Below are 25,162 nucleotides of genomic sequence, written 5' to 3' on the forward strand. Positions count from 1 at the left end.
GGAGATATAGGGATCTTTGATTGGAGGTCAAAGTCTCACATTTTTAGGAGGCCGCAAGAATGGAACTCGTTTTAGATAACTTAGGCTTTCTTTTCAAAGGCGCATACTATACCCTGCTTATCACAATCGTCTCGATGTTCTTTGGATTTTTTATCGCTCTGTTCGTAGCCATCGCCCGGTTAAAAGGAAATCGGCTGATCAGTACTTTGGCCAGAGGGTATGTGTCCATCATCCGCGGAACCCCGATCATTGTGCAAATCTTCATTATTTATTATGGTTTACCTGATTATGGGATTACATTTGGGCCGATCACAGCGGCCTATATTTCACTTAGCATTAATATAGGCGCCTATTTATCTGAGACATTTCGGGGCGCGATTCTGTCTGTGCCTAAGGGTCAGACGGAAGCGGCTTTATCCCTGAACATGTCCCCTTGGCAGACGATGCGCAAGATTATTCTTCCGCAGGCAGCCCGAGTGGCGATTCCCCCTATGGGTAATACATTTATAGGAATGCTGAAAGAGACTTCGCTCGTTTCCATTGTGACAGTAACGGAGCTGCTGCGCTCAGCCCAACTGCTTATCGCGCAATATTATATTGCCATGCCTTTTTACATTTCCATTGCTCTCATGTACTGGATAATGAGCATGTTCTTTTCCAACATTCTTAACCGCATCGAGAAAAAATTATCAAAGGCATATTAAGGGTGTGATGGGTTTGATAGAAGTAAACCATCTGAATAAACGGTTCGATGCTTTGACAGTGCTGCAGGATATAAACCTCCGCATTCATTCTGGGGAAATTGTAGTCCTCTTAGGTCCTAGTGGTTCAGGGAAAAGCACGCTGCTTCGATGCCTGAACGGTCTAGAAGAGCCTAACGCGGGATCGATTCGTGTGGACAACATCCAGTGGGATAATTCGATGAATGCTCCGACGAAGAAAAAAGCCATCCGGGAACTTCGTAACTTAACCGGTATGGTTTTTCAATCTTTTAATCTATTTCCGCACTTGACCGTCCTGGAAAATGTGATTACGGCTCCAGTAACCGTGAAAAACATGCCTAAGGAGCAGGCGATTGAACTGGCCGAGTCATTGCTTCATAAAGTGGGCTTGGCCGAGAAAAAGCATGAATATCCTTCCCGGCTCTCCGGCGGCCAGCAGCAGCGGGTTGCGATTGCCCGTGCTTTGGCGATGCAGCCTCAAATTATGCTATTCGACGAGCCGACCTCGGCACTTGATCCGGAATTGACCGGCGAAGTTTTGGCGGTTATGAGGCAGCTGGCTAACGAGGGCATGACGATGATTGTGGTCACGCATGAAATGAAATTTGCACAAGAGGTTGCGAATCGAGTTATCTTTATGAGTGAAGGCGTCATTCAGGAGGAAGGAGCCCCGGAGCAATTTTTTGTCCAACCGCAAACCGAGCGGGCGCGCAAATTTTTGCGACAGATGGCCCAGGAGCCTGTTTAACATACGGAGATAGGAAAACCTAATCCGAAGGAGTTGAGATTGTGGCCCACATGGCTGAAGATCATTTAAAAACCATTTCAGAGCGAGCGAGATTGATCATGGAGAACGAACAGATCGACGCTCTTGTTTCTTCTAGCTGTGAAAACTTTTATTATCTTTCCGGTCACCAAAGCGCATTCATGTATACCTTGCGTATGAGTGAAGTTGCACTCGCCGTCCTGTTTCGTGATCCTAGCCGTAAGACGATCTTGATCATGAACGATTTTGAAGCGGCCGGTGTCGCGAACGATCTTTCAGGGTACGAGGTCCGAACGTATCCCACCTGGGTGGATGTTGATGACCCGCTGGGTCTGATCGGCGGCAAATTTCAAGGAAAGCGGCCGGTCTCCCCCCAAGCGGAGGAAATGTTCAGGGTGCTGGGTCAGGTGCTCGCTGAGTATGGAGCCTCCCGCGGGAAAATCGCTGTCGAGCTAAGCTCGATGCGATACCCGTCTGTCATGGCGTTACGGCAAGCCTGCCCCGGAATATCCGAGTTGGTGGAAGCTAGTCCTATCTTTACCAAGCTGCGTGCGATAAAAACCCCGTGGGAGATCGAACAGCTGCGCAAAGCTTGCCATTATGCAGAGGAAGGCATCGTTGCAACGATACGTGAAATAGAGGTAGGCATCTCCGCCGCGGAGATTGTTGAAACCTTCCGCAAGGCCTTGATGCGATATCCGGATGGGTCGACCGCACGGTTTCATATGGTTTCCGTAGGAGCCAATTTTGCTCCTGCGCATGTATTTGACACTCGTCCAAGTGAGCGGGGGGATCTGATTAAATTTGACGTGGGTGTCGATGTGGCCGGATATGGCTCCGACATCGCCCGCACTTTCGTGCTGGGTCCTCCTTCGGATTTGGCGAAGCGAATTTACAGCGCACTAAGGGTGGGACATGACCGTCTTCTGCAGATCATCGAGCCAGGAATGCCGATGAAGAATGCCTTTGAGGAGGTCATGAATCTGATTCGCTCCTCAGGTCTTCCGAATTACAACCGCGGTCATCTCGGCCACAGCGCGGGTCTAAGCCTCGCCGCAGAAGAAGCGCCTTTCATTAGTCCATCAGAGGCTACAGTGTTTCGTCCGGGCATGGTGATTTGCTTGGAGACGCCATACTATGGTCACGGTTTAGGTTCGATCATGATTGAGGATATGGTCCTTGTCACAGATAATGGCTGTGAGCGGCTGAATCGGCTAACTACGGATCTTATTTCGCTTTAAAATATAAACCGGTTTGTGCCCTTATATTGGGTATGAACCGGTTTTTTATAGGAAGGACTTCCCCGAGGGACGGGCAGGGGAGTTTTAATACTACAGAAACTTTCCGAAGTGATGGGCAGAATGCGTGGTAAAATTATTATCAGATGAAGTAAGGTAAGAGATGGGGGATCATGCATGCCAACCGTTTATGTTTTATCGGGACCAGCGGGAGTTGGAAAATCAACGACTTCAAGGACATTGGTAAATTCCTTAAAAAACAGTGCCTATATTTCAGGTGATGATATAAGCCATATGCATGTTAATGGTCGTGAGAAGCCATGGGAAAGCAAAGTAGAGTTATCTCTCATTTGGACTAATATCTTGAGTCTTACTAAAAATTTCATTACCAATGAAGTTGATGTTGTTATCGATTATGTTACTTTTCCTGAAGAAGCCCATTGGTTAAAAGATAAGTTAGAGGAATTTAAAGTTCATGTTGTCTATGTGGTTTTGTGGACAGATATAGAAACGCTCTTAAAAAGAGACCAATTAAGAATGAAAGAACATCAAATGGGAGAACGATGCTTGATACTAATTAATGAGTTCAAAAATTCAGGGTTAGACTCAAAGCATTTGCTCGATACAAGTAAAAAAAGCGCAGAAGATTTGGAACAGGTCATAGAAGAAATTATGAACAATAAACAATTCAGATTGAATGGATAGACTCGGAAAAATACTTCTAAAACTGAGGTTCATTTCATTTTATCAAAACCTACATGGAAAATAATCATCAATAATCCGGTATAGGGTACCGACATCAGCAAGCCGAATAACGGTTTGCGATAATGAACACGCAGCATGATAAACATGATCATATCGAACAACGATGACCAAAGCAGGTTCCATCCGTTGTGATACGTGATTGATCCCAACTTCACAGATACAAATTCAAGCAAAACAAAAATACCAGTGAAAAAGATGATGTAATAAGCCTGGGAAAGAAGCTTGTGATTTCGCGGGTAGTTCGATAGGTATACCCAAGTCGATATAGGCATGCCTATCAGAATAAGCAGTAGGATTGGAATCATAGCAATGGGAAGACCATTCGGCTCCATTTGCCAAAGTTGATATTGATAACAGATCAACTCATAGAGACCATTGCATAACGCGGCAAAGAGGAGTGTTGGATAGTACTGCGCCCAATTTCGATCCGCAAACCGAAGAGCTGCTAGTAACCATAAAACCGAGTATAAAATCGCAACCAAGGGATCTCGAACTCCTTTATTTATGTTGAGTCCTTATTATTCCAACTTTCCCAGCGATCATACAAAAGCAGTCTAAAACTAGATTTTCTAGTTTTGGACTGCTCTTTGTTTTCCTTTGAAGTTATTACTTAATCACATTAACGTTTGTTTGTGGACCCGCAAGATCACTTGAATCATCTGAGACCAAAGGAGCTGAAACCAATTTCGCCTCTTCGCGAAGTAGATAGCCAAAAAATAAGATGTAGTATGACACGATGATGAAGAAGACACCTGCGGTCAGCGGGTCTTTGGTAAATTGAGTGGGATCTACCGGATTCATGTTTGCTGAGTTGGTTGAAAGATTGATAAAGGCCAAGCGATAGACGATCCGGCCAAGAAATAGCACCAGAACCGTAATTTCAACCCATAAGTGAGTGCGATAATACCATCCGTCTGTGCGATGTTCGAAAAGGGTGTGGCGAATCGCGATAAGCCCGAGTGCGATACCTGCCGCTAGGCCGATAATATAACCAATGAAATGGATGGGGTGAACGAAGCCTAGCAGGAAGATGACGGCTCCGAGGATACTAAAGAGTGTGAGACGGAATTTAAGTCTGCCCCGGGATAACTTTTGAAAACCAATGGTTCGCTTCGCTCTTCGATAAATAAAAAAGCCAATGAGTAGGAAAGGAATGGCATAGTGCAACCAGTTTTGCATGAGAGTTCCTCCAAGAGAATCGTAGTTTTTCTTATTGTAGCAAATTTAGGCAGTTTGTCAGAGAAAAAAATTATTCCGTTTACAAAAAACTGTCATACACTTAATAGTAGCGCGATAAACTTACTATTACACACAAAAGCAACGCAAGGAGTTGACAGTCAATGGCTCTAATCACCCATGTTAATGTATGTAATACAGAGAATGAAATTTACTGCTGTCTTCGAAATAAAATTGTGAAGCTTGACGCCCAACAGAAGGAGCAATTTTGCAGTGGATGTAAAATGTTTGCCGGTGATGCCGATGAACATGGAATTGGTGTATCCTGTGTATGGGAAGATGTACGCGTCGTTAGCAATCCGCATATCGCTGTGGATCCGCTGGAGGAGTTTATTCAAAATCAAATTCGCCAAGTGCCGCCCGAGGGTCCGGCTTCATTTCTATATACGACAGAATGGTAAAACACATCCTCTTTGATTTTGATGGGACACTGGTCGATTCTAGAGCATTGCTTGTTAAGCTTTATAATGAAATGGCCGTGCAGTATCAATTTCGCAGGATTCGAGATCAAGACCTTGCGCTTCTGAGATCACTTTCGATCTCTGAGCGGGTGGATCGCTTAGGAGTTCCGGTACTCCAAATTCCAAAGCTAGTAACGGCCGGAAGACAGCTCTATCAAGAAAATATTCGGACACTTCACATTGTGCCTGGGATGAAAGAAGTTATTGCCAGAGTGTCCTCACAAGGGATGAAAAGCTCCATACTCTCTTCCAATTCCGAGGCAAATATTCGTCAGATTCTTAAAAATAACAAGCTGGATGGCGCGTTCAAGGAAATCATTTCGGCTAAGCATATTTTTGGCAAGCATCATTCCATTCGCAAAGTGATGAAACAATGGGGAACTTCCCCCTCGCGGATGATCTATGTTGGAGATGAATTAAGGGATATCGAGGCTTGCAGGAAATTAGGCGTTCCCATAGTTGCCGTGACATGGGGCTATGATTCTCAGCATTTATTGCTCAGCGGAAAGCCCGATTACTTAGTAAACTCTCCCGGAGAACTGCTAAAAACACTTCTGTCCTTAACCTAATAGGATGGTAAAAGAGGAGCAAATAGCTATCACAGACACAGTCTGAGGTAGTTATTTGTGTTTGTTTTTGTATGTGTTATCCTCAACATTCGCAGTCGAGTGGTGTCATCATGTAAAATAGATCTAGGAAGCGATATTTGCGGGAGGAGGCGTCTAATGTTATTTTATCTCATCATATTCGTAGTGACTGCTGTGGATCAAATTACGAAGGTGTGGATTCGGTCTATCCTAAAAGTAGGCGAATCTATGCCGTTTTATAAAGACTTGATTTCATTTACGCATTATCAAAATAGTGGAGCAGCGGGCAGTTCGCTTCAGGGCTCAGCCCGTTATTTAGGAATTCTAGCCGTTGTGATTATTGCTGTTATTTTGTATTACCGGAACAAAGGAAGCTTTCAAGGATTTTTCAAAGAGTGTGGTGCTGCTTTTTTCGTGGGCGGGGCGATTGGTAATGGCATTGAACGCTTATTATTTGGCAAGGTGACCGACTTCATCGTGTTTCGTTCTGGCCATGGTGTGATGAATTTGGCTGATTTAGCGATTAATTTGGGTGTGGTGTTTTTTGTAGTGGATATGTTTCTCTATTATAGGCATAAGCTGCTACCAAAAGAGAAAAATTTTCAATAAAGTAGGTATATTAAACTATATAGGTAGATCAAAAGTACCATTTGTGATATCCTTCAAGTAGACGGTTTTTGTTCGAGAATACGTTAAACTGGAGGATGGTAATATGCCGGATAAACAGATATTAATCGATGAATTTTTTGCAATGATTCGAAAATTGACGCGTACGGGTGCTGATATTATGTTAGTGAGGGATTTTTTCTGGAAAGCTTCCGAAATCCGTTCATTTATCCCTCCAACGGTAGAATTCATGACGGTTCTTAAAACGTATAACGCAGTCTTGTTTCATGAATTCCGAAAATCACTTGTACCAAATACGAGTATGCATATGTTAGCCAATGTCCACATGGAAGCGGGAGAAGCGCTCATTAGTTTGGGTATTACGAGTTTGGAGCAGCTTCAACTAGCGATAAAAGGAACAGTAGCTGTGAGTAGTAAATAGAGTTAAACCAAGCGATGACGCTAGTCTCGCTTGGTTTTTTTGTTTGGTCTGCCTTGGGAGTGATACCGAATTCTGGTTTCATTGCGTATGTATCAATCAAGGAGAAGTGTTAAAACATGTATTACACCTTACAAGCGCCCACTTACGTCCCGTATCAAGGTTACCTGGGGCATTTCGCACGTAGTGAAGATATGGTGCTGAAAATAATTCTTCAATCCATTGCTGGAGAAAGAAATGATGAGCTCTTCTATCAAGAGTTGATAAGGCTTGCCCCTACGGAGAAAGAAAAGGAAGTTATCATAGGCATTAGAGATGACGAGAGAAAACATAATCAAATGTTTCGAAATATTTATACACAACTTACGGGTACAGCACCTACCGAAATAGAAGCGACGGAGCCGATTGAACATGTTAGTGATTACTTAAGCCGTATTGAAAGTGCATTATTCGGTGAATTAAAGGCGTTTGAAAAGTATCGCACCCTATATTTGAACATTCGACCAGTATACCGCGATATGTTATTTGAAATCATGACCGATGAGATTAAGCACGCTAGTTACTATAACTGGCTATACGCGAGAAACAATAGATAAAAGATATGGCCTTCGATGCCTCTCATAGCAATATAAATACCCCAGGAGCTTTATTAATGGCGCACTGGGGTATTTGATGTGTCAAGGTAGAAAACCATTGGTTGCACGCATGCTATTCGTCTTTCTTCTGCTGCAGCGCAGCCATCAATTTGTCAGCGAGCGAGCTGCCCAGCTGAGCTTGATCGGAGAACTTCTCGATCAGCTGACGGTTGGCTTTGGCAGAGGCGCGACGGCCGCCGCCGGTGGATTCGTTGTCTATTTTCTCCACGACGTTGCATGGACGGCATTGAAAATACTTGCCGGATTTGCCGGTGTGGATCTCCATTTTTTTGTGACACTGCGGGCAACGGTGGTTGGTCAATTGTCCGTCCGCTTCGCGCTTATAGGAACATTCGCGGCTGGAACAAACGAGATAACGGCCTCGTTTCCCCTTGACCTCTTGAAGAAACTCCCCGCAATCCGGACATTTGCTGCCCGTTAAATTATGCGGCTTATAGGCCGCAGAACTTTTCTTGACCTCATCGACCAGCTCGGCTGCTTTTTTGCGAATGCCGCTTAGGAATTGCTCCATGCTTCCTTTGCCTTTGGAAATGCGTTCTAGCTCCAGCTCCCAACGGGCTGTAAGCTCTGGAGAACGCAGTTCCTCCGAAGCAAGCTCTATGAGCTGAGTGCCCTTGCCAGTCGGAACGAGTAAGGAGCCTTGACGTTCAATGGTGTCGGAAGATACCAGCTTCTCGATAATATCAGCGCGAGTAGCAGGCGTGCCGAGGCCCCATTTTTCCATTTGGGAAAGCAAGGAAGCTTCGTTGTACCTGGCAGGCGGTTTCGTCTGGCGGCTTAATTGACGGGCGTTTCGGACAGTTACGGCGTCTTTTTCGGCAGCTTGGGGCAGCAGCTGAGCAGAGTCGTCATCAGACTCGGTTTCTTCCCGATCTGGATCGATGAAATCAGTGGTTCCATACACGTCTTTCCAACCGGCTTCTTTCACCACTTTACCTGATGCATAGAGCTTTTCTCCAGCAATCTCCACAGTCAACTTGGTTTCATCATAGCGGCAGGGACCAGAGAACAAGGCTAGGAATCTCCGCAAGATGAGATCATAGAGACGGCGTTCGTCAGCGCTTAAGGTAGAGAGTGAAATGGCTTCTCCAGTAGGAATAATCGCATGGTGGTCGCTGACCTTGGTATCGTCGACAATGCGTTTCGTAATGTTTAACGGTTTGCGTATAAAAGGAGCGGCTAGCGCTGCATAGGGGCCAATAGCTGCGCCCTTAAGCCTGCCAAGCAAAGTCGGTACCATGTCCGAGGTCAAATAGCGCGAATCGGTACGCGGATAGGTGACCAACTTGTATTGCTCATACAATCTTTGCAGCACATTTGAAGTCTGCTTGGCTGAGAACCCAAACTTGCGGTTGGCATCGCGCTGCAATTCGGTTAGGTCATAAGCAAGCGGATGCGGAATCTGCTTCTCGGTTTTCTGCACGTGCAGGATTCTGCCGCTCTGGCCCTGCAGCTTTGCTTTTAAGGCATCTGCGCGCTCGCGGTCAAAAATGCGCGTATCGCCTGTTTTGGGGTCTCGCCACACCGCGCGGAAAGAGCCCAGATCGGCTTCGATCAACCAATAGTCGACGGACCGGAAATCCCGGATTTCCGCCTCGCGGCCCGTCATCATTGCCAGCGTAGGCGTCTGCACACGCCCAGCAGATAAGGACGCGCCGAACTTGCTGGTCAGCGCGCGGGTGACATTCAGGCCGATCAGCCAATCGGCCTCGGATCGACAGACGGCTGCTTGATACAGCCGGTTGTAGTCCGTTCCAGGCTTTAGCTGCGCGAAGCCTTCGCGAATCGCCTGATCCGTCTGCGACGAGATCCAAAGCCGTTTGAACGGCTTCTTCCAGCGGATCAGCTCCATAATCCAGCGCGCGACGAGCTCGCCTTCGCGCCCCGCATCCGTCGCAATGACCAGCTCTGCAAGGTCACCCCGGCGGCTGAGCTGTTCGATCGCACGGTACTGCTGCGACGTTTCCTTCATCACCTTGAGCTTCATGCGCTCAGGGATGATGGGGAGATCTTCCAGGTTCCAAGTTTTGTACTTGGGATCGTAATCATCGGGCTCGGCAAGGGTAACGAGATGGCCCAGTGCCCAAGTGACGACATATTTGGCACCTTCATAATGGTGTTTTTGCTTTTGGTTGCATCCAAGGACACGGGCAATTTCTTTGGCGACGCTTGGTTTTTCGGTGAGTACAAGAATTTTCATAGGAAAAATGACCTCATTTCTGCTTACAAATTAGCATAAGCGATAAAAGCACGCTTTTCAATGCGCTGCAGTTCGAAACGAAAGAGCTGTCCCAAGAGGGTTATATAAAACTAGAGGGGCATCACCTTAATCGGTTATACGTATCCATGAGGACTTCCGCCAATAACAAGGAGGTCCTTTAGGGGCAGAGTTGATCTTAACGGAACGACGAGGCGCTAAATTGGTTAAAATAAGCTGAAAATTGAATGAGCGGAACGAGACGGCCTTATTTGATGAAATTTGAGCTATCCGAAGCTAAAAACAACGAAATAGCATCGCTACGTTCCGCGTTTGCTTGAATTAGCGCATATTCGCGTAAATAGCGTCACTACGTTCCCCCTCTAAATGTATTTATCATTTTTGGGACAGAAGCTGCGGAGCGAAGAAGGCTATGAACTATCCGTAAGTCGTATGATAGAGCCCGAGAGTTTGTTTGGTCGATTTGAAAAGCTACCGAGGATTTCGACTATTCCTGCTTTGAGGCTTGTTAAAATTAGCCTTGAGGTTGGGTGGCTTTTCCTTGGGAATAAGTCTTGTTTAAAGAAAAGAGGGCTGTCCTCAAGTAGACTACTTTTGAGACAGCCCCTTTTTATTTTACAAAAAAAGGAGAAAATTGTCTGTTCTTGTCCCAATATAAGGGTATAATGATGAAATAAGGGATGAAGAGGAGCAAAAATCTGAATGAGACCCATGTTTTCTTATTTTACTAATCAAACAATAAAAATGAGGTTTCAATTATGGATCGTAGTTGTCATTGTGACACTAACCCTCTCAATAATTGTCCCTTTTTATTTTATAGAGAAGAAAGATCGCTTAGATGAAGCTGAGAATCAGTTAAAGCAAGTCATTACCTTGCAAAGTCTGTATATCGAAAGATGGAATAAGGAAAAACTGGATACAATTAATCGCTTCGCCCTATCTGACCATGCAAAATTTCATGAAATAGGCGAGTTGAAAAGAGAATTTCAAGATTATTCACGCGTGAATTCTGAATTCTTGTCGATTGCTTACGTGGAAAAAGACGGATTTATTCGTTCGGATGCAGATCCTGCTATTTCGTATTATGTTGGAGATAGGCAATATTTTAAACAAGCGCTTGAGAAGAAAAGCTTTATCTCCGGCGTTATCATATCCAAAGATTCAGGAAAACCCGTCATAACCTTCTCTGCCCCCGTGCTTGGCGACCATAATGATTTCAAAGGTGCTGTGCTAGGAATTGTAACCCTGGAAATGCTGAATAGTTTAATGAAGCAGCTAAGTTTTGGTGAAACTGGGGAAGTCTATGTGTTGGATTCGGAAGGGAATGTTGTCACAGCCTCAAATGATACAAGCAAAAGCGATGAATTCGTCAATGTCCTGATGAAAACTGAAATCATGCAAAGAGCCAAGACAGGAAGTACTTCGAATGATTCCTACATCGGATTTCGCGGTGAGAGGGTATATGGTCAGTATAAATGGTCTGCGGAAAAAAGCTGGGTTGTCGTAGGTGAGATCACGCAGAGAGAAGTGTTTCAGAAACTAAATCAATTAAGCCTTGCGATTATTATCATTTCGCTTATTGCACTGATTCTCAGTATCGGTGCAGCCGTTACAATTGCCTCTAAAATTGAGAGGCCGATTCGATACTTGCTTCGCGGAACCAAAATTATTCAGAATGGGAACTATGACTACCAGATTGATGCGGATAAAATTCGAATGGCTCCGATTGAATTACGGCAGTTGGTCAATACATTCAACCTGATGTCTGGCAAGCTCAAGGCGAATATTTCCCTACTGGAGCATTCCGCACTGGTGGATCAATTGACAGAGATTCCTAATCGCCGTTATATGATGCAAGAAGGAAATAAACAGCTTCAAGCTTGTATTGCTGCTGGGCAAATGTGCACAGTCATGATGTTCGATATTGACCATTTTAAGAAAATCAATGATACCTATGGGCACTTGGTGGGTGATCGCGTTCTTCATCACGTTGCTTCTATACTACAGCGGCATTCGGGAACAGACACGATTGTTGCACGATATGGAGGCGAAGAGTTTATCCTTCTTGCTATGCGTAAAAATGCTCAAGAAAGTGTTAGCTTGGCAGAGGATCTGAGACGGCATATCTTGGAAGAACCGTACTCGGACGAGCGGGTTACTGTACAACTAACTGCGAGCATAGGTGTGGCTGAATATTCTCCTAGGCTGGTGTTCGGTACGATGGTGCTTGAAGATATGGTTTCCAGAGCAGATCATGCCCTCTATCGCGCGAAATCCGGTGGACGAAACAGAGTAGAACTAGATCGATGACAGCTATTGATCTAGTTTTTTATGTGTGAAAATGGATGGTCAGAAATTTGAGGGTTTAGTGTATAATAGTCAAAGAGTATTCGAATTACCAACATTTAGGGGGTCCTCCATGCAAAACGCATCATTAAGTCCAATGGGAATTGGTAGAATTTTAGATCGCAGTTTCCAGTTGTACCGTAAGCATTTTATAACATTAACAATCATCATGCTAATCTTATTCGGTCCAATTTATATACTAATGGATTGGCTTTCGTTTCAGGATACGGCAAGTACGTCTTCATCCATTCTTGATCAGATTCGCAGCGGAGCTTCCATCAAGGAAATGTTTGGAAACGGGACTTTCCTGCAAAATAAACCGAATCCGCAGGACACATGGAAAACACTTGTCTTAGTATTGGTTCTACTGCCTGTCCTGTTTTTTGGTATTTTGCCAGTCTCGACGGCTTCTGTCGTACATCTAGTTAGAGCAAGCCTCTTTGGCGAGGAGCTACCTGGAGTTGGACAGTTACTGCGAAAATCGTTCCGTCGTTTTTGGCCGCTAGCAGGCAGCACGTTCTTGGATGTCCTCATTATGTGCGGAATTTACATAGGTCTTGCAATTATTATTGTTATTTTTGCTATTGTCTTTGCGATAGGAGGAAGTTTCTCAAGTGCAGTAGGAGGAATTAGTGGAGGCGCGGTAGCTTTAACCATCCTATTCTTCAGCATCCTTGGTCTAGGAGTACTTTTCACTTTTACGTATTTTTTGATTCGCTGGTGCTATTATTTGCCTTTTGTAGCGTTAGGTGAGGAATCTGTTGGATTAGGCCGCAGTTGGAAATTGACCCGCAAAAGCTTCTGGCGTCTATTTTTGATGTACTTGGTACTTTCGCTCATTTTGTATCTTTTCCTATTCGTAATTCAATTGATTATTGCTGCAGTCTTTGGTTTAGGACTAGGAGCTCAGTTATTACAAAGTTTAATTTCAATCTTGGTTATGTCCCTATGGTTTTTGCCCTATGCGGTAAGCTTTTTCGATCTCAAGGTTCGCAATGAGGGGCTGGGACTTGAATCGTTGATTGAAAATACCATACAAACTTCTCCAACGGAACCAGCGGAAGATCTGGAGCCGTTTGATATTTTTGAAGATCTTCGTCCGATAGACTTGGATAAAAAGAATGATTAATGCAAGTTTAGCTACTTCTTTGCAAGAAGATAAAGAACAATTAAAACAAATCTTGAATCAAGGCGAATACACGGTTTATGAAGTCAAAGAGGACAGCTCATTCTGGGAATGGGTGAGGCCGCTTTTTCGTAAAATACGGAGCTTGCTGCCAGATTTTCAGGTTTCTGATTCGCTCACGGACTGGCTGACAGTTGGGGTTGTCGTTACACTTCTTGGTATTGCTGCATTCGCAATTTATTGGTTCGTGAAGCAAATCGTTTGGCAAAAGCGCATCCGCTCTGAAGCTTACTTGCCTGTAGGAGAAATAAGTCGTTCTTATCGCTTCTATTGGCAGCAAGCAGCTGAACTAAGGGGAACTGGTGACTTCCGAGAGGGCGTGCGATCGGTCTTTCTGTCGCTTTTGTTCTTTATGGAAGCTAAACGAATGATCCGTGTGGAGAAATGGAAGACGAATTGGGAGTATGTGGAGGAGCTGAGAGGTTCAGCTTCTTCCTTAGTCCCTTTGTTCCATGATAGTTCGGTTCTGTTTGAACGTATTTGGTATGGCAAGGAAGTTGTAACAGAGGAGCAATTCACTTTCATGTATGAACAGGTTGCCCGTGTTATCGGCAGGGAGGAGGGAGCTGCACATGAGAGGGCTGAATAAGCTTCATGTGGGACTAGCACTCAGCATCCTGATATTTCTCGTATTAGGTTACTGGCTCGTGAAGCCGAAGCTCCCAGACCAACCTCCTTATCTGTCCTTCTCGGCGGATATCGACGGCACGAAAGCGTGGAAAGAGCTGCTGAGTACGAAGCAAAAAGCTGTAAAGGAATGGCGTTTGAGTTGGAAAAACCTTCCTAAAGGTAAAGCGATGCTGTTGGTTGCCGTACAGCCGTCTGGTGTGACCAAGGCCGATCGCGAGCAGCTGCTCGCTTGGGTTCTGAAGGGGAATGATGTTGTTCTGTTTGATCGCAATCCCGAAGGGTGGGAGCCTTGGGGGACTGTTTTGGGGGATAGTGGGACGGGAAGTATGGCGAAGAGTACGAAGGACAGTGCGAAAGAAAGTACGAAAGAAAGTACGAAAGAAAGTACGAAAGAAAGTACGAAAGAAAGTGCATCTGTCTCGACGATTAGGGTCTCGCCGGATTATTCGTCAGCCGGTGGCTTGCTGACGGGGCGGGTGGATACACCGTACCGGATTAAGCCAGGTGGAAATGGGCGAGTGCTGTTTGAAGATGAATACGGCGTGCTCGCCAGCCGTATAGAAGAAGGTTCGGGCAGCATCACCGTGGTGCTGACCCCGAACTGGATGCAGAATGGGACGATTGATCAGGAGTCCCATTTTGAATTGATCTGGCCGCTGTTCGCGAAGCCTTGGGATGCCGTGTGGGTTGATGAGACCCATCACGGCTTAGGGACGAAGCCCGGACTGCTCGCCGTCTATCCCGCGTGGCTCGTGCTCGCGAGCGTGCAGCTTGGTCTCGCGCTGCTGCTGTGGCTCTGGCTGCGCGGCAAACGCTTTGGCCCTGTCTACACGCCGCGGGCGTGGACGGTCCGCCGCGGCGACGAAGGCGTGCACGCCGTCGCCGCTTGGTACGAGCGCCTCGGCTACCAGCACGAGGCGCTTGCGCACCAGCAGCTGTTCCTGCGGCAGCTGCTGCATCAGCGCTGGGGGCTCAGCCCCAGCGCAAGTGCTTTGCAGGCCGCGGAAGCTGCTGCGGGCCGCATGTCTGAGGCGCAGGCGGCGCAGCTCGCGCGCCTTCTTGAGGAGCCGCCTGCTAGCGGCGGCTTAGCTGGGCCCCGCGCTGCGAAGCAGCGGGGCGTGAGCACCCAGGCGTTCGTGCAGCGAACGCGGGAGATGGGCGAAATGATCGCCTACTTGGAGAAGGAGTGAGCGCAATGAATGAGTTAATCCAATCGATGGAGCAGCGCTTGTTCGGCCAAAAGCTGAACATAAGGCTGCTCGTCACCGCCCTATTGGCTGGCGGTCATGTACTGCTGGAAGGTGTGCCGGGTCTAGGAAAGACCAAGATGGCACGCACCCTTGCGGATTTATCGGGCGGCGACTACCGCCGTATTCAATTTACGCCAGACCTGATGCCCGGTGATATTACGGGCAGTGTCATTTATCATATGCAGGATCATTCTTTCACGACGATTCAAGGTCCTATTTTCACGAATGTTTTATTGGCTGATGAAATTAACCGTTCCGGACCGAAGACACAAGCGGCACTGCTTGAAGCGATGGAAGAGCGGCAGGTAACGATTCAGGGGAATACGTACAAGCTGCCTAATCCTTTTTTTGTTGTGGCCACTCAAAATCCGGTCGAGTACGAGGGGACGTATCCGCTTCCGGAAGCGCAGCTCGATCGCTTCTTGTTTAAGCTGGTACTTGACTATCCTGGCGAAGAAGCTGAAGTAGAAATTCTACGCAGCCACGTTCCATTCGGACAGCATCAAGAGGAGTCACTCGCAGCCTTATTAACCCCGGAACGCATCACGGAGCTTCAGCGCAGGCTATCCGATGTGGTTGTGGAGGAATCCTTATTCACCTATATTGCTACCATTATTCGCAAAACTCGCGAGTCAAAACGAGTACAGCTGGGAGCCAGTCCTCGTGCGGGAATCGCCGTGCTGATGGCTAGTAAAGCTTGGGCCTTACTGGATGGACGAACGTATGTGACGCCTGACGATATCAAGCTTGTAGCTCGACCTGCGCTGCGGCACAGACTGCTGTTAACACCGCAAGCGGAATTGGAGGGCGGAACAAGTGACCACATCATCCAAGAGACGCTCGGCTCTATTCCGGTTCCTCGATAAAATCCTGCTTCAGGACTTTATCCTGCCAACGAACCGATTCATTGTACTCGTATTCGTAGGTGCTGTAGTCACGTTAATAGCCTCTATTTTTGATGCCGCGTTACCTGTATTCTGGAGCTGGAATGCGCTGCTCTGCGTGTTAACTAGTGTCGATCTGCTGCTGCTTCCTAAACGCAGCAGTTGGGGAATTCGGCGCAAACTTCCGGATCAGATGGATGTTAGAAGCAGCTTTGAGGTGAGTCTTGAGCTCGAATACGAAGAACAGTCGTCTGTTCACGTTGAATTAATGGACCACTTGCCCCAAACATTCCGTATGGTTCGTAACCATATGAGCGGTGCGTTCCGAGGAACGTCGGCCTCTTTCTTTTATACAACGATGGCTCTTGAAAGAGGGGAATATGTCTTCGAATACGTATACTTGCGCTACTTCGGGGGCATGGGGCTTTGGAAGAAGCAAGTACGATTGAAACAAGTAGATAAGATTGATATCTATCCTGATTTATCGCAGGTACGAGGTGTACTAGGCTCAGTACAGGACGCATTAATTTTAGAAGGCCAACGACTATTCAAAAAGCAGCGTAGCGGTTCGGAGTTTCATTATATCCGTGATTATGTGCAAGGCGACGATATTAGGCATATCAATTGGAAAGCATCAGCTCGCACGACGAAGCTGATGACGAATCTTTTTCAGCCGGAAAAAGGAAAGATTGTGACCCTGGTGCTGGACTGTGGTCGGCAAATGGCGATCGAACTTGAGGGACAAGTGAAGCTTGATCGGACGCTGGAAGCTGCCTTAACACTTGCTGCTGTAGCTCTTAAACAAGGGGATCAAGTAGCGTTAATTGCTTACGCAAGCCAAGTGAAAGTGTACGTGCCAGCTGGGAAAGGGCTTTCGCATCTTCAAGAGTTAACGAGGGCCGTTTATGATCTGCGGACGGATTTCGTGGAGTCGAACACACAAATTGCCTTCTCTCATGTGCTGCGTTTTCTAAAAAAACGCTCGCTTGTCGTGCTATTTTCCGATATGGAAAGTTATCTGTATGATCAAGAGCTGCTGCCTTATGTGCAGCGATTGCGCAGAAGTCACCATGTGCTGCTCTTGTCCTTGCAGGATCCGCTTCTTCATCAATGGGTGCGTATTCGCGCTGAGGATAGCAGCCAAGCTTATCGGCAAAGTATTGCCCACCAATTTACAACAGACCGTTATGCGTATGTAACTAAAATGGCCGGCCGAGGTATTCCGGTGATGGATGTCCCTGCCGACCAACTAACGCTTAGCGCTGTTAATGCGTATTTGGATTTGAAATCGCGAGATCGTTTATAGTGTTAATTGTTTTTGTTTAAATCGTTTGCTAGTGCCATATCCGTAATAAAGTCCGAGTAACAATAAAGTCACTCCGGCTATGAGATATTTGACTTCAAGCGACATCGTGGAAGGCGTAATGTAACCTTCAATAATGCCTGCAATGATGAATAAAGGAATGGTGCCGATCAGGAGCTGGGCGGATTCCTTTGCCGACTCCAGAAAGCGCAGCTTACGCGGATAGGGTCCAGGAACGAAGAACCGATATCCCATATACAAACCGGCGCCGCCAGCGATGAAAATAGCGGTTAGTTCAATAATGCCATGCGGCAATATGTAGGCCCAGAATACATAGCTTTTGCCAGATTGCATGAAAACGGCAGCTAAAGCTCCTACAATAAGTCCGTTGTTTATCATTAAATAGATAGTCCCGATCCCTAGCGTTACACCGCTTATGAAAGCGAGAACGGCGACACGTATGTTATTCGTCATGATGGCAGTGGATACGAGTGGGGAGTGCAGGTCCCCGCGTGGAGCGGCAGTTTTGGAAGGGTCGATACTGTCGGCCATAGCCCCAGGCATGATCACGGATAGATTTAACGGATCGTTCCATACGGACAAGAAGCCCAGCAGCCCGCCAAGCAAAAACAAGAACAGGGCAAAGCCCACAAAAATACTTCTCACGTGAATTAGCGATGGAAAGTAGTGAAGGAAAAACTCCTTCATTTGCTTACTGCTTTTGTTATTTTCTTTATACATCGCATTATGGGCTTGGGATACGAGATGATTCAAATATAGGGTTGTTTCATCCGCAGGCATGTGAGTTTGTAAGGTAGCAAGATGCGCGGATGCGACTTTGTAAAGTTCAGTGAATCGATTCACATGGCTGGCCTGCAACCTGCTCTTTCGCTTATTAAGCTGAATCAGCAGCTGCTCAAGCTCTGTCCATTGCGATTTATGTTCTCGAATAAAGCGCGAGATATTCATGGGGGACCTCCTAAGCATTAACCTAGAGTTTTTGTAGAAAACTTGCATCGTAAGCATTATCATATCATTTTGCTTGTTCAGTTTAGCATATCAGTGACATTCGTTACCATAATTTTGAAATCGTAAGGAGATGCTATGAACGAGTCTCTGGATAAAGAACTAACCATCGTTACACCTGAGCAGGTGCAATTGCAATTTCAAACCGCAGGCATTGGCAGCAGGGCGTTAGCGCATTTACTTGATGGTTTGATTTTGCTTGTGATGAATGGGCTTTTATTCCTATTTGCTATTTTGATAAGCAGGTTATATTCGGGTGATTGGCTGCCTGCTCTTGCTGATTATTTGATCGCGATTGCCATCATACTTTGGGTTATAGTGAACATAGGCTACTTCGTTTGTACAGAAGCTTTCATGGGCGGGCAAACGCCCGGGAAAAGAATGCTAGGACTTCGCGTGCTCCAAAATAACGGACAGTCTGCAACCTTATTATCGATTTTGATTCGTAACTTATTTCGTTTGCTGGATATGATGCCAACTTTCTACTTCATTGGTGCAGTCAGTATCATCTTTAGTTCAAAAGATAAGCGCATCGGTGATATGGTAGCAGGAACGATTGTTGTGATTGAAGCCCGTTTTGAGCGAATGAAACGTCGCAAACATATCGACAAGGCAATCTCCAAAAAGAATTACCCCGTCCTTACCTTGGAGATAGAGGAAGCCAAAAGACAAGAGATCACTGCGGCAGACTGGCAGCTTTTACTAGCCTGGGTCGAGCGAATACCTACAATGCATCATGTAAGACTGCAAGAGTTAGCCATCCCAATTGCTCAACATTTTGCTAAGAAGTTAGAACATGATCTTGGATTTACACTGGATCCTGCCGCATACTTAGTTCATCTTTATGAGAAGCTGAGAAACGATTGGGAAGTTTAATTAGGAGGGTTCCTATGGGAATGACGGCCATTGTAGCAGGCGGTTCCGGATTAGTTGGTCGTGAGCTGATTAAGCTGCTTCTAGAAGATCAGGCATACACGAAAGTGATTGCGCTGGTTCGTACAAATATGCAAATTAGTCATCTCCGCGGAAATGAGAAATTGGTTCAAATCGTAACCGATTTTAGCAATCTAGATGCCCTTTTTGAACCGTCGATCTTCGAACATGCTCATGTATTTTGCACGTTAGGTACGACGATTAAGAAGGCAGGATCTCAAGAGCAGTTTCGAAAAGTAGACTTGGCGTACCCTATGAAATTGGGTCAGATGGCTAGTTCAGGTAAGGCAGATGTATTTGCCATCGTAACGGCGATGGGAGCAAATCAAAAATCTTCGATTTTCTACAATCAGGTTAAGGGAGAGGTGGAGGAAGGCCTAAAGGAGCTTAAGCTCCGTGCGCTTTACATGCTTCGTCCATCACTTATTCTAGGTGATCGAGATGAGTTTCGATGGGGTGAGAAATTGGGAAGCGTGGTGTCGCGAGCCATTTCCCCGATGATGATCGGTGGACTCCGTACGTATCGACCGATCCATGCAAAAACGATAGCCTCGGGATTAATTAAATCAGCAAAGTCTGGCCAGATTGGCACACATGTGCTGCAGTCAGCTCAGATTGCTGAGCTTGCTTCGAAGTAAAAGGACAGTTGGAATGGTTTGTATTGCTGATAACCTGCATTTTATACATGATAAAACATACAAAAAGTAGAATTATTAGGGATGACCTGCAAATGATACATCTAAATTGAACACTTTATTCGATGTTGGCGCTTTTCGAGCAAATGAGATGCAGGTTTTGCAGGTAAGTACCTTGAAAACGGCAAATCCTTTAAAATAAGATGTACTTTTTGCAGGTCGAGGTTGGTCGGGTTGGCGGGCTGGTCGGCAGACAGTGAAGTTTATTTATTTATTTGACTTGTTGGAACCGAAAAGATACTTTTAGGACTCGTCATCGACGTTGGCTCGCCTTCCTGATATGATTAAAGACGTTAATCATAAACGTGCTAAAACATATTAGGGAAAGTAGGTTTTATATCATGATCGATCATATTGTACTTGTAAAATTCAGTGAAACAACGACGCAGGAGCAGCTCCAAGAAGTCGTTGATAGATTTAAAGCTTTAAAAGAACATCTAACAGGCATCGTAGATATTCAAGCGGGCATTAACTTTTCAGAGAAAAACAAAGGCTATCAAGTTGTCTTATCTGTACGTTTTGAGGATAGAGCAGCTCTTGAAGCTTATGGTCCAAATCCGGAGCACCAAGCGGTTGCTGCATATATTAGAGAAGTAGGCAGAGAAGATAGTTTAATTGTTGATATTGAAATTTAATATACGAAAAAACTGCTGATAAGGATCCGTCCTTTCAGCAGTTTTTTTATGCGGATATTTTCATTAAATGATTATTTTGTCCAATCTATTAATCTATCAACTTCATACAATACAGTATCTTAAAAGAAAAGGAGATGAAAGAAGCATGGCAAATCAAGTAGAAAGTTACTTCGGTCTTACAGTTACGCCCGTTACTGACGGTGTTCAAATTCCTGTCCCGTTAACTCCGGCAGGAGTAGGACTTGCGGAAGTCAGAGTGGATGTTCCAGCCACATATCCTCAAGTTGTAGAATTGAAAGCAACAATTGGAGTAAGAGGAGATGTAGGTACAGGAAGTGTATTGTTCCGTATTTTCCGCGATGGTCAAGTCATTTACTATGCAAGACTTGGGGTTGAATCTGGCTTCGAGAAATACTATGTTCCAACAATTCAAGCAATTGATGTTAACCCACCAGCAGGATCTCACGGCTATACTTTATCTGTTGAGTCTTTGTCAGCAGGTTTAACAGCTACTGTTATTGGACCTATCACATTGAGTGCTTTAGTTATTAACGCACTCTAATAAAAGAAGCCTCCGGCCCCATAAGAAAGTGTGGGGTTGGAGGCTTTTCCAATAGATACAAATGCATAGAGAACACCTATTAGGCTTTCTGTTCTTTACGATAAACCGAAGGTGCTGCACCACTCCATTTGCGAAATTGTTTGGAGAAATAGAGGGCATCGTTAAATCCGACAGATGACGCTACTTGGTCTATCGTCATGGATGTCTCCAACAGCTGTTGGGCTCGTTCCATGCGAACTTTTAACAGATACTGCATAGGGGCTAAGCCGGTAGATTGTTTGAACATTTTACATAAATACGTACGGTGATAGCCTAGTGTGTGTGCGAGTTCCTCGATAGATACCGGTTGGGTGTATTGCAGTTCTAAATATCGGATAGCTTGTCCGACTTGACGCTCGATATCGGTTTCGGTCGTTGGTGTAACGGCAATCTGGTGGCTGTTCATGCGCCCGAGTTCTCGGATTAAGAGGCGAAGCCAAGCAGCGGATTCCATATCCTCAAGCACAGGAGTATCAGTATGCTGGAAACTGGAGCGAATGCGTCGGTAATAATGACGTATAGAGCGAGGGTTGCTCCCCGAAATGACGGCCTGATGGGGGGAAACACCAATTTGCGAAAGCAAGGTTCCTGCAGCACGGCCTGAAAAGGCAACCCATGTATAGTGCCAGGGATGATCTCTATCTGCGATATAGCTGAACAACTCTCCGGGATAAATAACGAAGGTGTCTCCGGCTGAGCATCGGTAAGTTCGGTTATGCATCTCGAAAGTGCCTTCTCCCGCATGCACGGTATGGATAAGGTAATAATCATGCACGGCAGGTCCCATTTTATGCAGAGGAATAGGCTTGCCTTCACCACTGAAAAGTACGGATAATTCATGGGTACTATGGAGCGGATTGATACTTAGGGTGAAATAGGAATGGTCCTGATTCATAGAAGCCTCTTTTTAGTTTTTGTTTCTAGGGTACATAAATAAACTACAAATGTCCATATAGGAGTTCATTCAATCCATGTCTTTGGGAGTCGTCCTGAGCTATAGTGAAACTAAGAAAAAAGAACTCACTATGGAGGAGATTCACACATGTCCAAGATTACTTTTCTAGGTGCTGGAAGTACGGTTTTTGCCAAAAATGTACTTGGTGATTGTTTGCACACACCCGCGCTGCAAGGCTTTGAAATCGCTCTCTTTGATATTGATCACGAACGTCTGCAGGACTCAGCCAACATGCTGAATAACATCAAAAAAACTAGCGGTAGTACGTCAGTTATTAAAGCGTATACGGACCGTAAGGAAGCTCTCAGCGGAGCTAAATATGTGGTGAACGCTATCCAAGTAGGTGGCTATGATCCATGTACAATAACCGATTTTGAAATCCCCAAAAAGTACGGTTTGCGCCAAACGATTGCCGACACGGTCGGTATCGGCGGTATTTTCCGAAATCTGCGCACGATTCCTGTGATGCTGGATTTCGCAGCGGATATTCGCGAGGTATGTCCTGATGCCCTGTTCCTCAACTACACGAATCCGATGGCCGTATTAACGAATGTCATGAACACGTATGGCGGTGTTCGTACAGTTGGCTTATGTCACAGCGTACAAGCGTGTATCCCGGAGCTTTTCAAAAGTCTAGGCTTGGAAAAGGAAGGCGTTAAGGCCAAAATCGCCGGTATCAACCATATGGCGTGGCTGCTCGAAGTAACCAAGGATGGCGTTGACCTTTATCCAGAGATTAAGAAGCGGGCTGCGGAAAAGCAAAAAGAGAAGCATTGGGACATGGTTCGTTATGAAATGATGCTGAAATTCGGTCATTATATTACCGAGTCTTCCGAGCATAATGCGGAGTACCATCCGTATTTCATCAAACGCAATTATCCAGAGCTGGTTGACCGCTTTAATATTCCGCTCGACGAGTATCCACGTCGCTGTATCGAGCAAATTAGCAGATGGAAACAAATGCGCGAGGATCTGGTGAATGATACGAATTTGACGCATGTGCGTTCACACGAGTATGCTTCGTACATTTTCGAAGCGATCGAGACCGATATTCCGTTCAAAATCGGCGGTAACGTGATGAATACCGGTTTAATTACGAACTTGCCGCGTGAAGCATGCGTTGAAGTTCCTTGTTTAGTGGACCGCAACGGTGTTACGCCTACTTACGTAGGCGATCTGCCTCCACAGTTAGCGGCTCTTAACCGCACGAATATCAATACGCAGCTGCTGACGATTGAAGCTGCAATCACACGTAAGCGCGAGCATATTTATCACGCCGCTATGCTGGATCCACATACATCAGCAGAGCTGTCGATGGACGATATCGTTGCGATGTGTGATGAGTTAATTGAAGCGCACGGTAAATGGCTGCCTGAATATCACTAAGTGTTCGTAAGAAAAAGAAGGTCGTGGCGTATGTCTAACATACCCATGGCCTTCTTTGCTTTAACCACCGAATGCGTCACGAAACGCATGGTTGAGTACTTCAAGCTCCACATTCCAAAGCGGGGCAATTTCTGGCCCTACATTTTCGTCAAACCAGTCAGAAAGCGCTTTGCGGTTGCTGCCGTTCTCCATGATGAATGGAAGATTCAACATCACCTTTTTCACATAGATCTCCTCCGCAGTCCTAATCTGCTCTGGGGAAATCCATAATTTCAAGCGCTTAACTGTTCGGTATAACTCCTTGCTGCAAGCTCTCCGAATCCCGCGCGCACTGGGGAACTGCTGCTTATGTTTTTCACTCGGCTTATTATTGATCATGATTGTATCCACACTCCCTCTATGCTATTTGTATGCATGGAGAGGATGCAGAGCCACTAGGGACAGGAACCTAAGCCGCCCAATTGGAGTTAAGAGACCAGAGAGCTGATAAGGTTTTCGCCAGAAACGGGGCTAATCGACAACGATATAGCCGATCATCGGACCGCTATGGGCAATATCTGTGTGCGTCAGGCAAATGATGCGGTAAGTCCCTTCCTGATTGGCTGTAAAATGGACAACGGTTTCTTTCCCTTTCTTGACCTCACCGCTAATATTTAGCCCTTCGATGAGAAAAGGGTGGCTCTGACCGTTCACGCCATAGATGCTAAGCTTGATTCTCTCGCCTTTTTGGACAACGACGGTGCCCGGGTCCCATCGATAGGCTTCGATTGTTTTACCGTCTGCCGTGGTTGATTTGAACTCTCCAGTAACCATGTGAATCGTTCTTTCCGCAGTCGGCTCGGCTGCCGTTGGCACGATGCTTCCACGGTTCACATACAGCAAGCTGGAGAGGAGCAGCAGCAGAGCAGCGGCTGCTAGATAGAAATGCTTACGTTTAACAATCCATACTCGGGACATGGTTGGTCCGCCTCCTGTACAAGGTACTTGTACATCTTATGCGGAGGCTTGTCAGCGCATGATAATGATCTGGTGAACAGTTTAAGCCGCTGTTCAAGTGAGGGCTCTAATTACGGTTCCCGTTACCACCAGGCTGTGGGGTAATGGGTTCGAGTTGCCCGGTGATACACGAGGGCAACCAGCACGAGCACTGCGGCGCCGAGCAGCACGGGCGTGAGCAGGAAGCCCCAGCCCGCGCCCGTGAGCATCACGAGCAGCGGGTCGGCGCCGGCCGGCGGATGCAGCGTGCGCGTCAGCTGCATGAGCGTGATCGCGGCGCCAACGCCAAGGGCGAGGCTCCACGCGTGGACGCCGAAGGCGGAGAGCGTGCAGAGCCCGACGAGCGTGCTCAGCATGTGGCCGCCGACGAGGCTGCGGGGCTGCGCGAGCGGGCTCTGCGGGAGCGCGAAGGCGATGACGCAGGAAGCGCCGAAGGGTGCCATAATCAGCGCTACTCGGGTGAAATCGCCGAGTAAGCTGCAAACCAGAATGGCGAGAAACCCGCCGATTCCGGGGATGAGCAGAGCGAATGCTTTTGGGAATGATGCAGGGCTATTCATTGCTGTGTACACCTCTTTTCCTTGATTCATTCACATGGTATCATGAGATGAATCATTTGAATAACGAATGATTATGATATTA

The 25,162-nt window shown here is 46.2% G+C and carries 28 protein-coding genes and 1 pseudogene; 21 read left to right on the forward strand and 8 right to left on the reverse strand.

What is annotated here, in order from left to right; translation table 11 throughout:
- Positions 1–59: 59 nt before the first annotated feature.
- The 4 genes from NYR53_RS04745 (at position 60) to NYR53_RS04760 (ending at position 3,431) form a co-directional block, all read left to right on the forward strand.
- On the forward strand, positions 60–704 hold the full coding sequence (locus NYR53_RS04745) for an amino acid ABC transporter permease (protein ID WP_261304130.1): 645 nt from the start codon (positions 60–62) through the stop codon (positions 702–704).
- A 13-nt stretch (positions 705–717) separates the two neighbouring features.
- Positions 718–1,470, forward strand: coding sequence for an amino acid ABC transporter ATP-binding protein (locus NYR53_RS04750; protein ID WP_290429003.1), 753 nt, complete (start codon positions 718–720; stop codon positions 1,468–1,470).
- A 50-nt stretch (positions 1,471–1,520) separates the two neighbouring features.
- Entirely contained in the window at positions 1,521–2,729 is a 1,209-nt protein-coding gene (locus NYR53_RS04755) for a M24 family metallopeptidase (protein WP_261304132.1), read from the forward strand.
- Between the two features lie 174 nt (positions 2,730–2,903).
- A complete protein-coding gene (locus tag NYR53_RS04760) occupies positions 2,904–3,431 on the forward strand; it encodes an AAA family ATPase (protein ID WP_261304133.1) in 528 nt (175 codons plus the stop codon).
- A 29-nt stretch (positions 3,432–3,460) separates the two neighbouring features.
- Here NYR53_RS04760 and NYR53_RS04765 read toward each other — a convergent pair whose 3' ends face one another.
- Together NYR53_RS04765 and NYR53_RS04770 are read right to left on the reverse strand one after the other, a co-directional pair.
- A complete protein-coding gene (locus tag NYR53_RS04765) occupies positions 3,461–3,973 on the reverse strand; it encodes a CBO0543 family protein (protein ID WP_261304134.1) in 513 nt (170 codons plus the stop codon).
- Positions 3,974–4,097: 124 nt separating this feature from the next.
- The gene (locus NYR53_RS04770) at positions 4,098–4,670 is read right to left on the reverse strand and encodes a CcdC protein domain-containing protein (RefSeq protein ID WP_261304135.1); all 573 of its coding nucleotides are present in this window, start codon (positions 4,668–4,670) and stop codon (positions 4,098–4,100) included.
- A 161-nt stretch (positions 4,671–4,831) separates the two neighbouring features.
- Here NYR53_RS04770 and NYR53_RS04775 point away from each other — a divergent pair, with 161 nt between their 5' ends.
- The 5 genes from NYR53_RS04775 to NYR53_RS04795 all read left to right on the forward strand — a co-directional run bounded on the left by NYR53_RS04775 (position 4,832) and on the right by NYR53_RS04795 (position 7,416).
- Complete coding sequence (locus tag NYR53_RS04775) at positions 4,832–5,128, forward strand: hypothetical protein (protein WP_261304136.1); 297 nt, start codon at positions 4,832–4,834, stop codon at positions 5,126–5,128.
- The gene (locus tag NYR53_RS04780) at positions 5,122–5,757 is read left to right on the forward strand and encodes an HAD-IA family hydrolase (RefSeq protein WP_261304137.1); all 636 of its coding nucleotides are present in this window, start codon (positions 5,122–5,124) and stop codon (positions 5,755–5,757) included. The genes NYR53_RS04775 and NYR53_RS04780 overlap by 7 nt, the downstream gene beginning before the upstream one ends.
- Positions 5,758–5,913: 156 nt before the next feature.
- A complete protein-coding gene (lspA, locus tag NYR53_RS04785) occupies positions 5,914–6,384 on the forward strand; it encodes a signal peptidase II (protein WP_261304138.1) in 471 nt (156 codons plus the stop codon).
- A 103-nt stretch (positions 6,385–6,487) separates the two neighbouring features.
- Complete coding sequence (locus tag NYR53_RS04790; protein ID WP_261304139.1) at positions 6,488–6,823, forward strand: hypothetical protein; 336 nt, start codon at positions 6,488–6,490, stop codon at positions 6,821–6,823.
- Positions 6,824–6,939: 116 nt separating this feature from the next.
- Positions 6,940–7,416 (forward strand): ferritin-like domain-containing protein, encoded by a 477-nt coding sequence (locus NYR53_RS04795; RefSeq protein ID WP_261304140.1) that lies wholly within the window; start codon positions 6,940–6,942, stop codon positions 7,414–7,416.
- A gap of 112 nt (positions 7,417–7,528) precedes the next feature.
- On the opposite strand, the gene NYR53_RS04800 is transcribed toward NYR53_RS04795, so the two are convergent.
- Positions 7,529–9,676: a DNA topoisomerase III gene (locus NYR53_RS04800; protein ID WP_261304141.1), complete on the reverse strand. Its 2,148-nt coding sequence runs from the start codon at positions 9,674–9,676 to the stop codon at positions 7,529–7,531.
- 405 nt (positions 9,677–10,081) lie between these two features.
- Between NYR53_RS04800 and NYR53_RS34600 the strand changes: the two are divergent.
- The 7 genes and pseudogenes from NYR53_RS34600 to NYR53_RS04830 all read left to right on the forward strand — a co-directional run.
- Positions 10,082–10,261: pseudogene (locus NYR53_RS34600) on the forward strand (transposase); the annotation flags it as partial.
- Between the two features lie 177 nt (positions 10,262–10,438).
- Positions 10,439–12,004 (forward strand): sensor domain-containing diguanylate cyclase, encoded by a 1,566-nt coding sequence (locus NYR53_RS04805; RefSeq protein ID WP_261304142.1) that lies wholly within the window; start codon positions 10,439–10,441, stop codon positions 12,002–12,004.
- A 109-nt stretch (positions 12,005–12,113) separates the two neighbouring features.
- The gene (locus NYR53_RS04810) at positions 12,114–13,169 is read left to right on the forward strand and encodes a hypothetical protein (protein ID WP_261304143.1); all 1,056 of its coding nucleotides are present in this window, start codon (positions 12,114–12,116) and stop codon (positions 13,167–13,169) included.
- On the forward strand, positions 13,162–13,815 hold the full coding sequence (locus NYR53_RS04815; RefSeq protein ID WP_261304144.1) for a hypothetical protein: 654 nt from the start codon (positions 13,162–13,164) through the stop codon (positions 13,813–13,815). Before NYR53_RS04810 ends, NYR53_RS04815 begins: the two co-directional genes overlap by 8 nt.
- Positions 13,799–15,046 carry a DUF4350 domain-containing protein gene (locus NYR53_RS04820; RefSeq protein WP_261304145.1) on the forward strand — a complete coding sequence of 416 codons (1,248 nt, stop codon included), beginning with the start codon at positions 13,799–13,801 and terminating at the stop codon, positions 15,044–15,046. The genes NYR53_RS04815 and NYR53_RS04820 overlap by 17 nt, the downstream gene beginning before the upstream one ends.
- 5 nt (positions 15,047–15,051) lie before the next feature.
- Positions 15,052–15,972, forward strand: coding sequence for an AAA family ATPase (locus tag NYR53_RS04825; RefSeq protein ID WP_261304146.1), 921 nt, complete (start codon positions 15,052–15,054; stop codon positions 15,970–15,972).
- Entirely contained in the window at positions 15,923–17,296 is a 1,374-nt protein-coding gene (locus tag NYR53_RS04830) for a DUF58 domain-containing protein (protein WP_261304147.1), read from the forward strand. The genes NYR53_RS04825 and NYR53_RS04830 overlap by 50 nt, the downstream gene beginning before the upstream one ends.
- Here NYR53_RS04830 and NYR53_RS04835 read toward each other — a convergent pair.
- The gene (locus tag NYR53_RS04835) at positions 17,291–18,262 is read right to left on the reverse strand and encodes a stage II sporulation protein M (protein ID WP_261304148.1); all 972 of its coding nucleotides are present in this window, start codon (positions 18,260–18,262) and stop codon (positions 17,291–17,293) included. The genes NYR53_RS04830 and NYR53_RS04835 overlap by 6 nt on opposite strands.
- Before the next feature lie 135 nt (positions 18,263–18,397).
- Between NYR53_RS04835 and NYR53_RS04840 the strand changes: the two genes are divergently transcribed.
- The 4 genes from NYR53_RS04840 to NYR53_RS04855 all read left to right on the forward strand — a co-directional run bounded on the left by NYR53_RS04840 (position 18,398) and on the right by NYR53_RS04855 (position 21,144).
- The gene (locus NYR53_RS04840; RefSeq protein WP_261304149.1) at positions 18,398–19,195 is read left to right on the forward strand and encodes an RDD family protein; all 798 of its coding nucleotides are present in this window, start codon (positions 18,398–18,400) and stop codon (positions 19,193–19,195) included.
- A 20-nt stretch (positions 19,196–19,215) separates the two neighbouring features.
- A complete protein-coding gene (locus NYR53_RS04845) occupies positions 19,216–19,890 on the forward strand; it encodes an NAD(P)H-binding protein (RefSeq protein WP_261304150.1) in 675 nt (224 codons plus the stop codon).
- 398 nt (positions 19,891–20,288) lie between these two features.
- Positions 20,289–20,582, forward strand: coding sequence for a Dabb family protein (locus NYR53_RS04850; RefSeq protein WP_261304151.1), 294 nt, complete (start codon positions 20,289–20,291; stop codon positions 20,580–20,582).
- Positions 20,583–20,727: 145 nt separating this feature from the next.
- Positions 20,728–21,144 carry an exosporium protein C gene (locus NYR53_RS04855; RefSeq protein WP_261304152.1) on the forward strand — a complete coding sequence of 139 codons (417 nt, stop codon included), beginning with the start codon at positions 20,728–20,730 and terminating at the stop codon, positions 21,142–21,144.
- A gap of 79 nt (positions 21,145–21,223) precedes the next feature.
- On the opposite strand, the gene NYR53_RS04860 is transcribed toward NYR53_RS04855, so the two are convergent.
- Positions 21,224–22,078 carry an AraC family transcriptional regulator gene (locus tag NYR53_RS04860; RefSeq protein WP_261304153.1) on the reverse strand — a complete coding sequence of 285 codons (855 nt, stop codon included), beginning with the start codon at positions 22,076–22,078 and terminating at the stop codon, positions 21,224–21,226.
- Positions 22,079–22,225: 147 nt separating this feature from the next.
- On the opposite strand from NYR53_RS04860, the gene NYR53_RS04865 reads away from it, so the two are divergent.
- Complete coding sequence (locus tag NYR53_RS04865; protein ID WP_261304154.1) at positions 22,226–23,524, forward strand: alpha-glucosidase/alpha-galactosidase; 1,299 nt, start codon at positions 22,226–22,228, stop codon at positions 23,522–23,524.
- 60 nt (positions 23,525–23,584) lie between these two features.
- Here NYR53_RS04865 and NYR53_RS04870 read toward each other — a convergent pair whose 3' ends face one another.
- The 3 genes from NYR53_RS04870 to NYR53_RS04880 form a co-directional block, all read right to left on the reverse strand.
- The gene (locus NYR53_RS04870; RefSeq protein WP_261304155.1) at positions 23,585–23,902 is read right to left on the reverse strand and encodes a dehydrogenase; all 318 of its coding nucleotides are present in this window, start codon (positions 23,900–23,902) and stop codon (positions 23,585–23,587) included.
- Between the two features lie 132 nt (positions 23,903–24,034).
- Complete coding sequence (locus tag NYR53_RS04875) at positions 24,035–24,481, reverse strand: cupredoxin domain-containing protein (RefSeq protein WP_261304156.1); 447 nt, start codon at positions 24,479–24,481, stop codon at positions 24,035–24,037.
- A gap of 122 nt (positions 24,482–24,603) precedes the next feature.
- Positions 24,604–25,110: an HPP family protein gene (locus NYR53_RS04880; RefSeq protein WP_367618617.1), complete on the reverse strand. Its 507-nt coding sequence runs from the start codon at positions 25,108–25,110 to the stop codon at positions 24,604–24,606.
- Positions 25,111–25,162 lie beyond the last annotated feature (52 nt).

Source organism: Paenibacillus andongensis, assembly GCF_025369935.1.
Classification (GTDB): Bacteria; Bacillota; Bacilli; order Paenibacillales; family NBRC-103111; genus Paenibacillus_E; species Paenibacillus_E andongensis.

Bases quoted from the DNA above. Each gene is read 5' to 3' on its own strand.
- NYR53_RS04745 (WP_261304130.1), top strand. From the start codon at position 60: ATGGAACTCGTTTTAGATAACTTAGGCTTTCTTTTCAAAGGCGCATAC.
- NYR53_RS04815 (WP_261304144.1), top strand. From the start codon at position 13,162: ATGATTAATGCAAGTTTAGCTACTTCTTTGCAAGAAGATAAAGAACAA.
- NYR53_RS04840 (WP_261304149.1), top strand. From the start codon at position 18,398: ATGAACGAGTCTCTGGATAAAGAACTAACCATCGTTACACCTGAGCAG.
- NYR53_RS04870 (WP_261304155.1), bottom strand. From the start codon at position 23,902: ATGATCAATAATAAGCCGAGTGAAAAACATAAGCAGCAGTTCCCCAGT.
- NYR53_RS04810 (WP_261304143.1), top strand. From the start codon at position 12,114: ATGCAAAACGCATCATTAAGTCCAATGGGAATTGGTAGAATTTTAGAT.
- NYR53_RS04855 (WP_261304152.1), top strand. From the start codon at position 20,728: ATGGCAAATCAAGTAGAAAGTTACTTCGGTCTTACAGTTACGCCCGTT.
- NYR53_RS04770 (WP_261304135.1), bottom strand. From the start codon at position 4,670: ATGCAAAACTGGTTGCACTATGCCATTCCTTTCCTACTCATTGGCTTT.
- NYR53_RS04865 (WP_261304154.1), top strand. From the start codon at position 22,226: ATGTCCAAGATTACTTTTCTAGGTGCTGGAAGTACGGTTTTTGCCAAA.
- NYR53_RS04755 (WP_261304132.1), top strand. From the start codon at position 1,521: ATGGCTGAAGATCATTTAAAAACCATTTCAGAGCGAGCGAGATTGATC.
- NYR53_RS04850 (WP_261304151.1), top strand. From the start codon at position 20,289: ATGATCGATCATATTGTACTTGTAAAATTCAGTGAAACAACGACGCAG.
- NYR53_RS04875 (WP_261304156.1), bottom strand. From the start codon at position 24,481: ATGTCCCGAGTATGGATTGTTAAACGTAAGCATTTCTATCTAGCAGCC.
- NYR53_RS04845 (WP_261304150.1), top strand. From the start codon at position 19,216: ATGACGGCCATTGTAGCAGGCGGTTCCGGATTAGTTGGTCGTGAGCTG.
- NYR53_RS04880 (WP_367618617.1), bottom strand. From the start codon at position 25,110: ATGAATCAAGGAAAAGAGGTGTACACAGCAATGAATAGCCCTGCATCA.
- NYR53_RS04795 (WP_261304140.1), top strand. From the start codon at position 6,940: ATGTATTACACCTTACAAGCGCCCACTTACGTCCCGTATCAAGGTTAC.
- NYR53_RS04820 (WP_261304145.1), top strand. From the start codon at position 13,799: ATGAGAGGGCTGAATAAGCTTCATGTGGGACTAGCACTCAGCATCCTG.
- NYR53_RS04775 (WP_261304136.1), top strand. From the start codon at position 4,832: ATGGCTCTAATCACCCATGTTAATGTATGTAATACAGAGAATGAAATT.
- NYR53_RS04805 (WP_261304142.1), top strand. From the start codon at position 10,439: ATGAGGTTTCAATTATGGATCGTAGTTGTCATTGTGACACTAACCCTC.
- NYR53_RS04780 (WP_261304137.1), top strand. From the start codon at position 5,122: ATGGTAAAACACATCCTCTTTGATTTTGATGGGACACTGGTCGATTCT.
- NYR53_RS04835 (WP_261304148.1), bottom strand. From the start codon at position 18,262: ATGAATATCTCGCGCTTTATTCGAGAACATAAATCGCAATGGACAGAG.
- NYR53_RS04760 (WP_261304133.1), top strand. From the start codon at position 2,904: ATGCCAACCGTTTATGTTTTATCGGGACCAGCGGGAGTTGGAAAATCA.
- NYR53_RS04800 (WP_261304141.1), bottom strand. From the start codon at position 9,676: ATGAAAATTCTTGTACTCACCGAAAAACCAAGCGTCGCCAAAGAAATT.
- NYR53_RS04860 (WP_261304153.1), bottom strand. From the start codon at position 22,078: ATGAATCAGGACCATTCCTATTTCACCCTAAGTATCAATCCGCTCCAT.
- NYR53_RS04790 (WP_261304139.1), top strand. From the start codon at position 6,488: ATGCCGGATAAACAGATATTAATCGATGAATTTTTTGCAATGATTCGA.
- NYR53_RS04825 (WP_261304146.1), top strand. From the start codon at position 15,052: ATGAATGAGTTAATCCAATCGATGGAGCAGCGCTTGTTCGGCCAAAAG.
- lspA (WP_261304138.1), top strand. From the start codon at position 5,914: ATGTTATTTTATCTCATCATATTCGTAGTGACTGCTGTGGATCAAATT.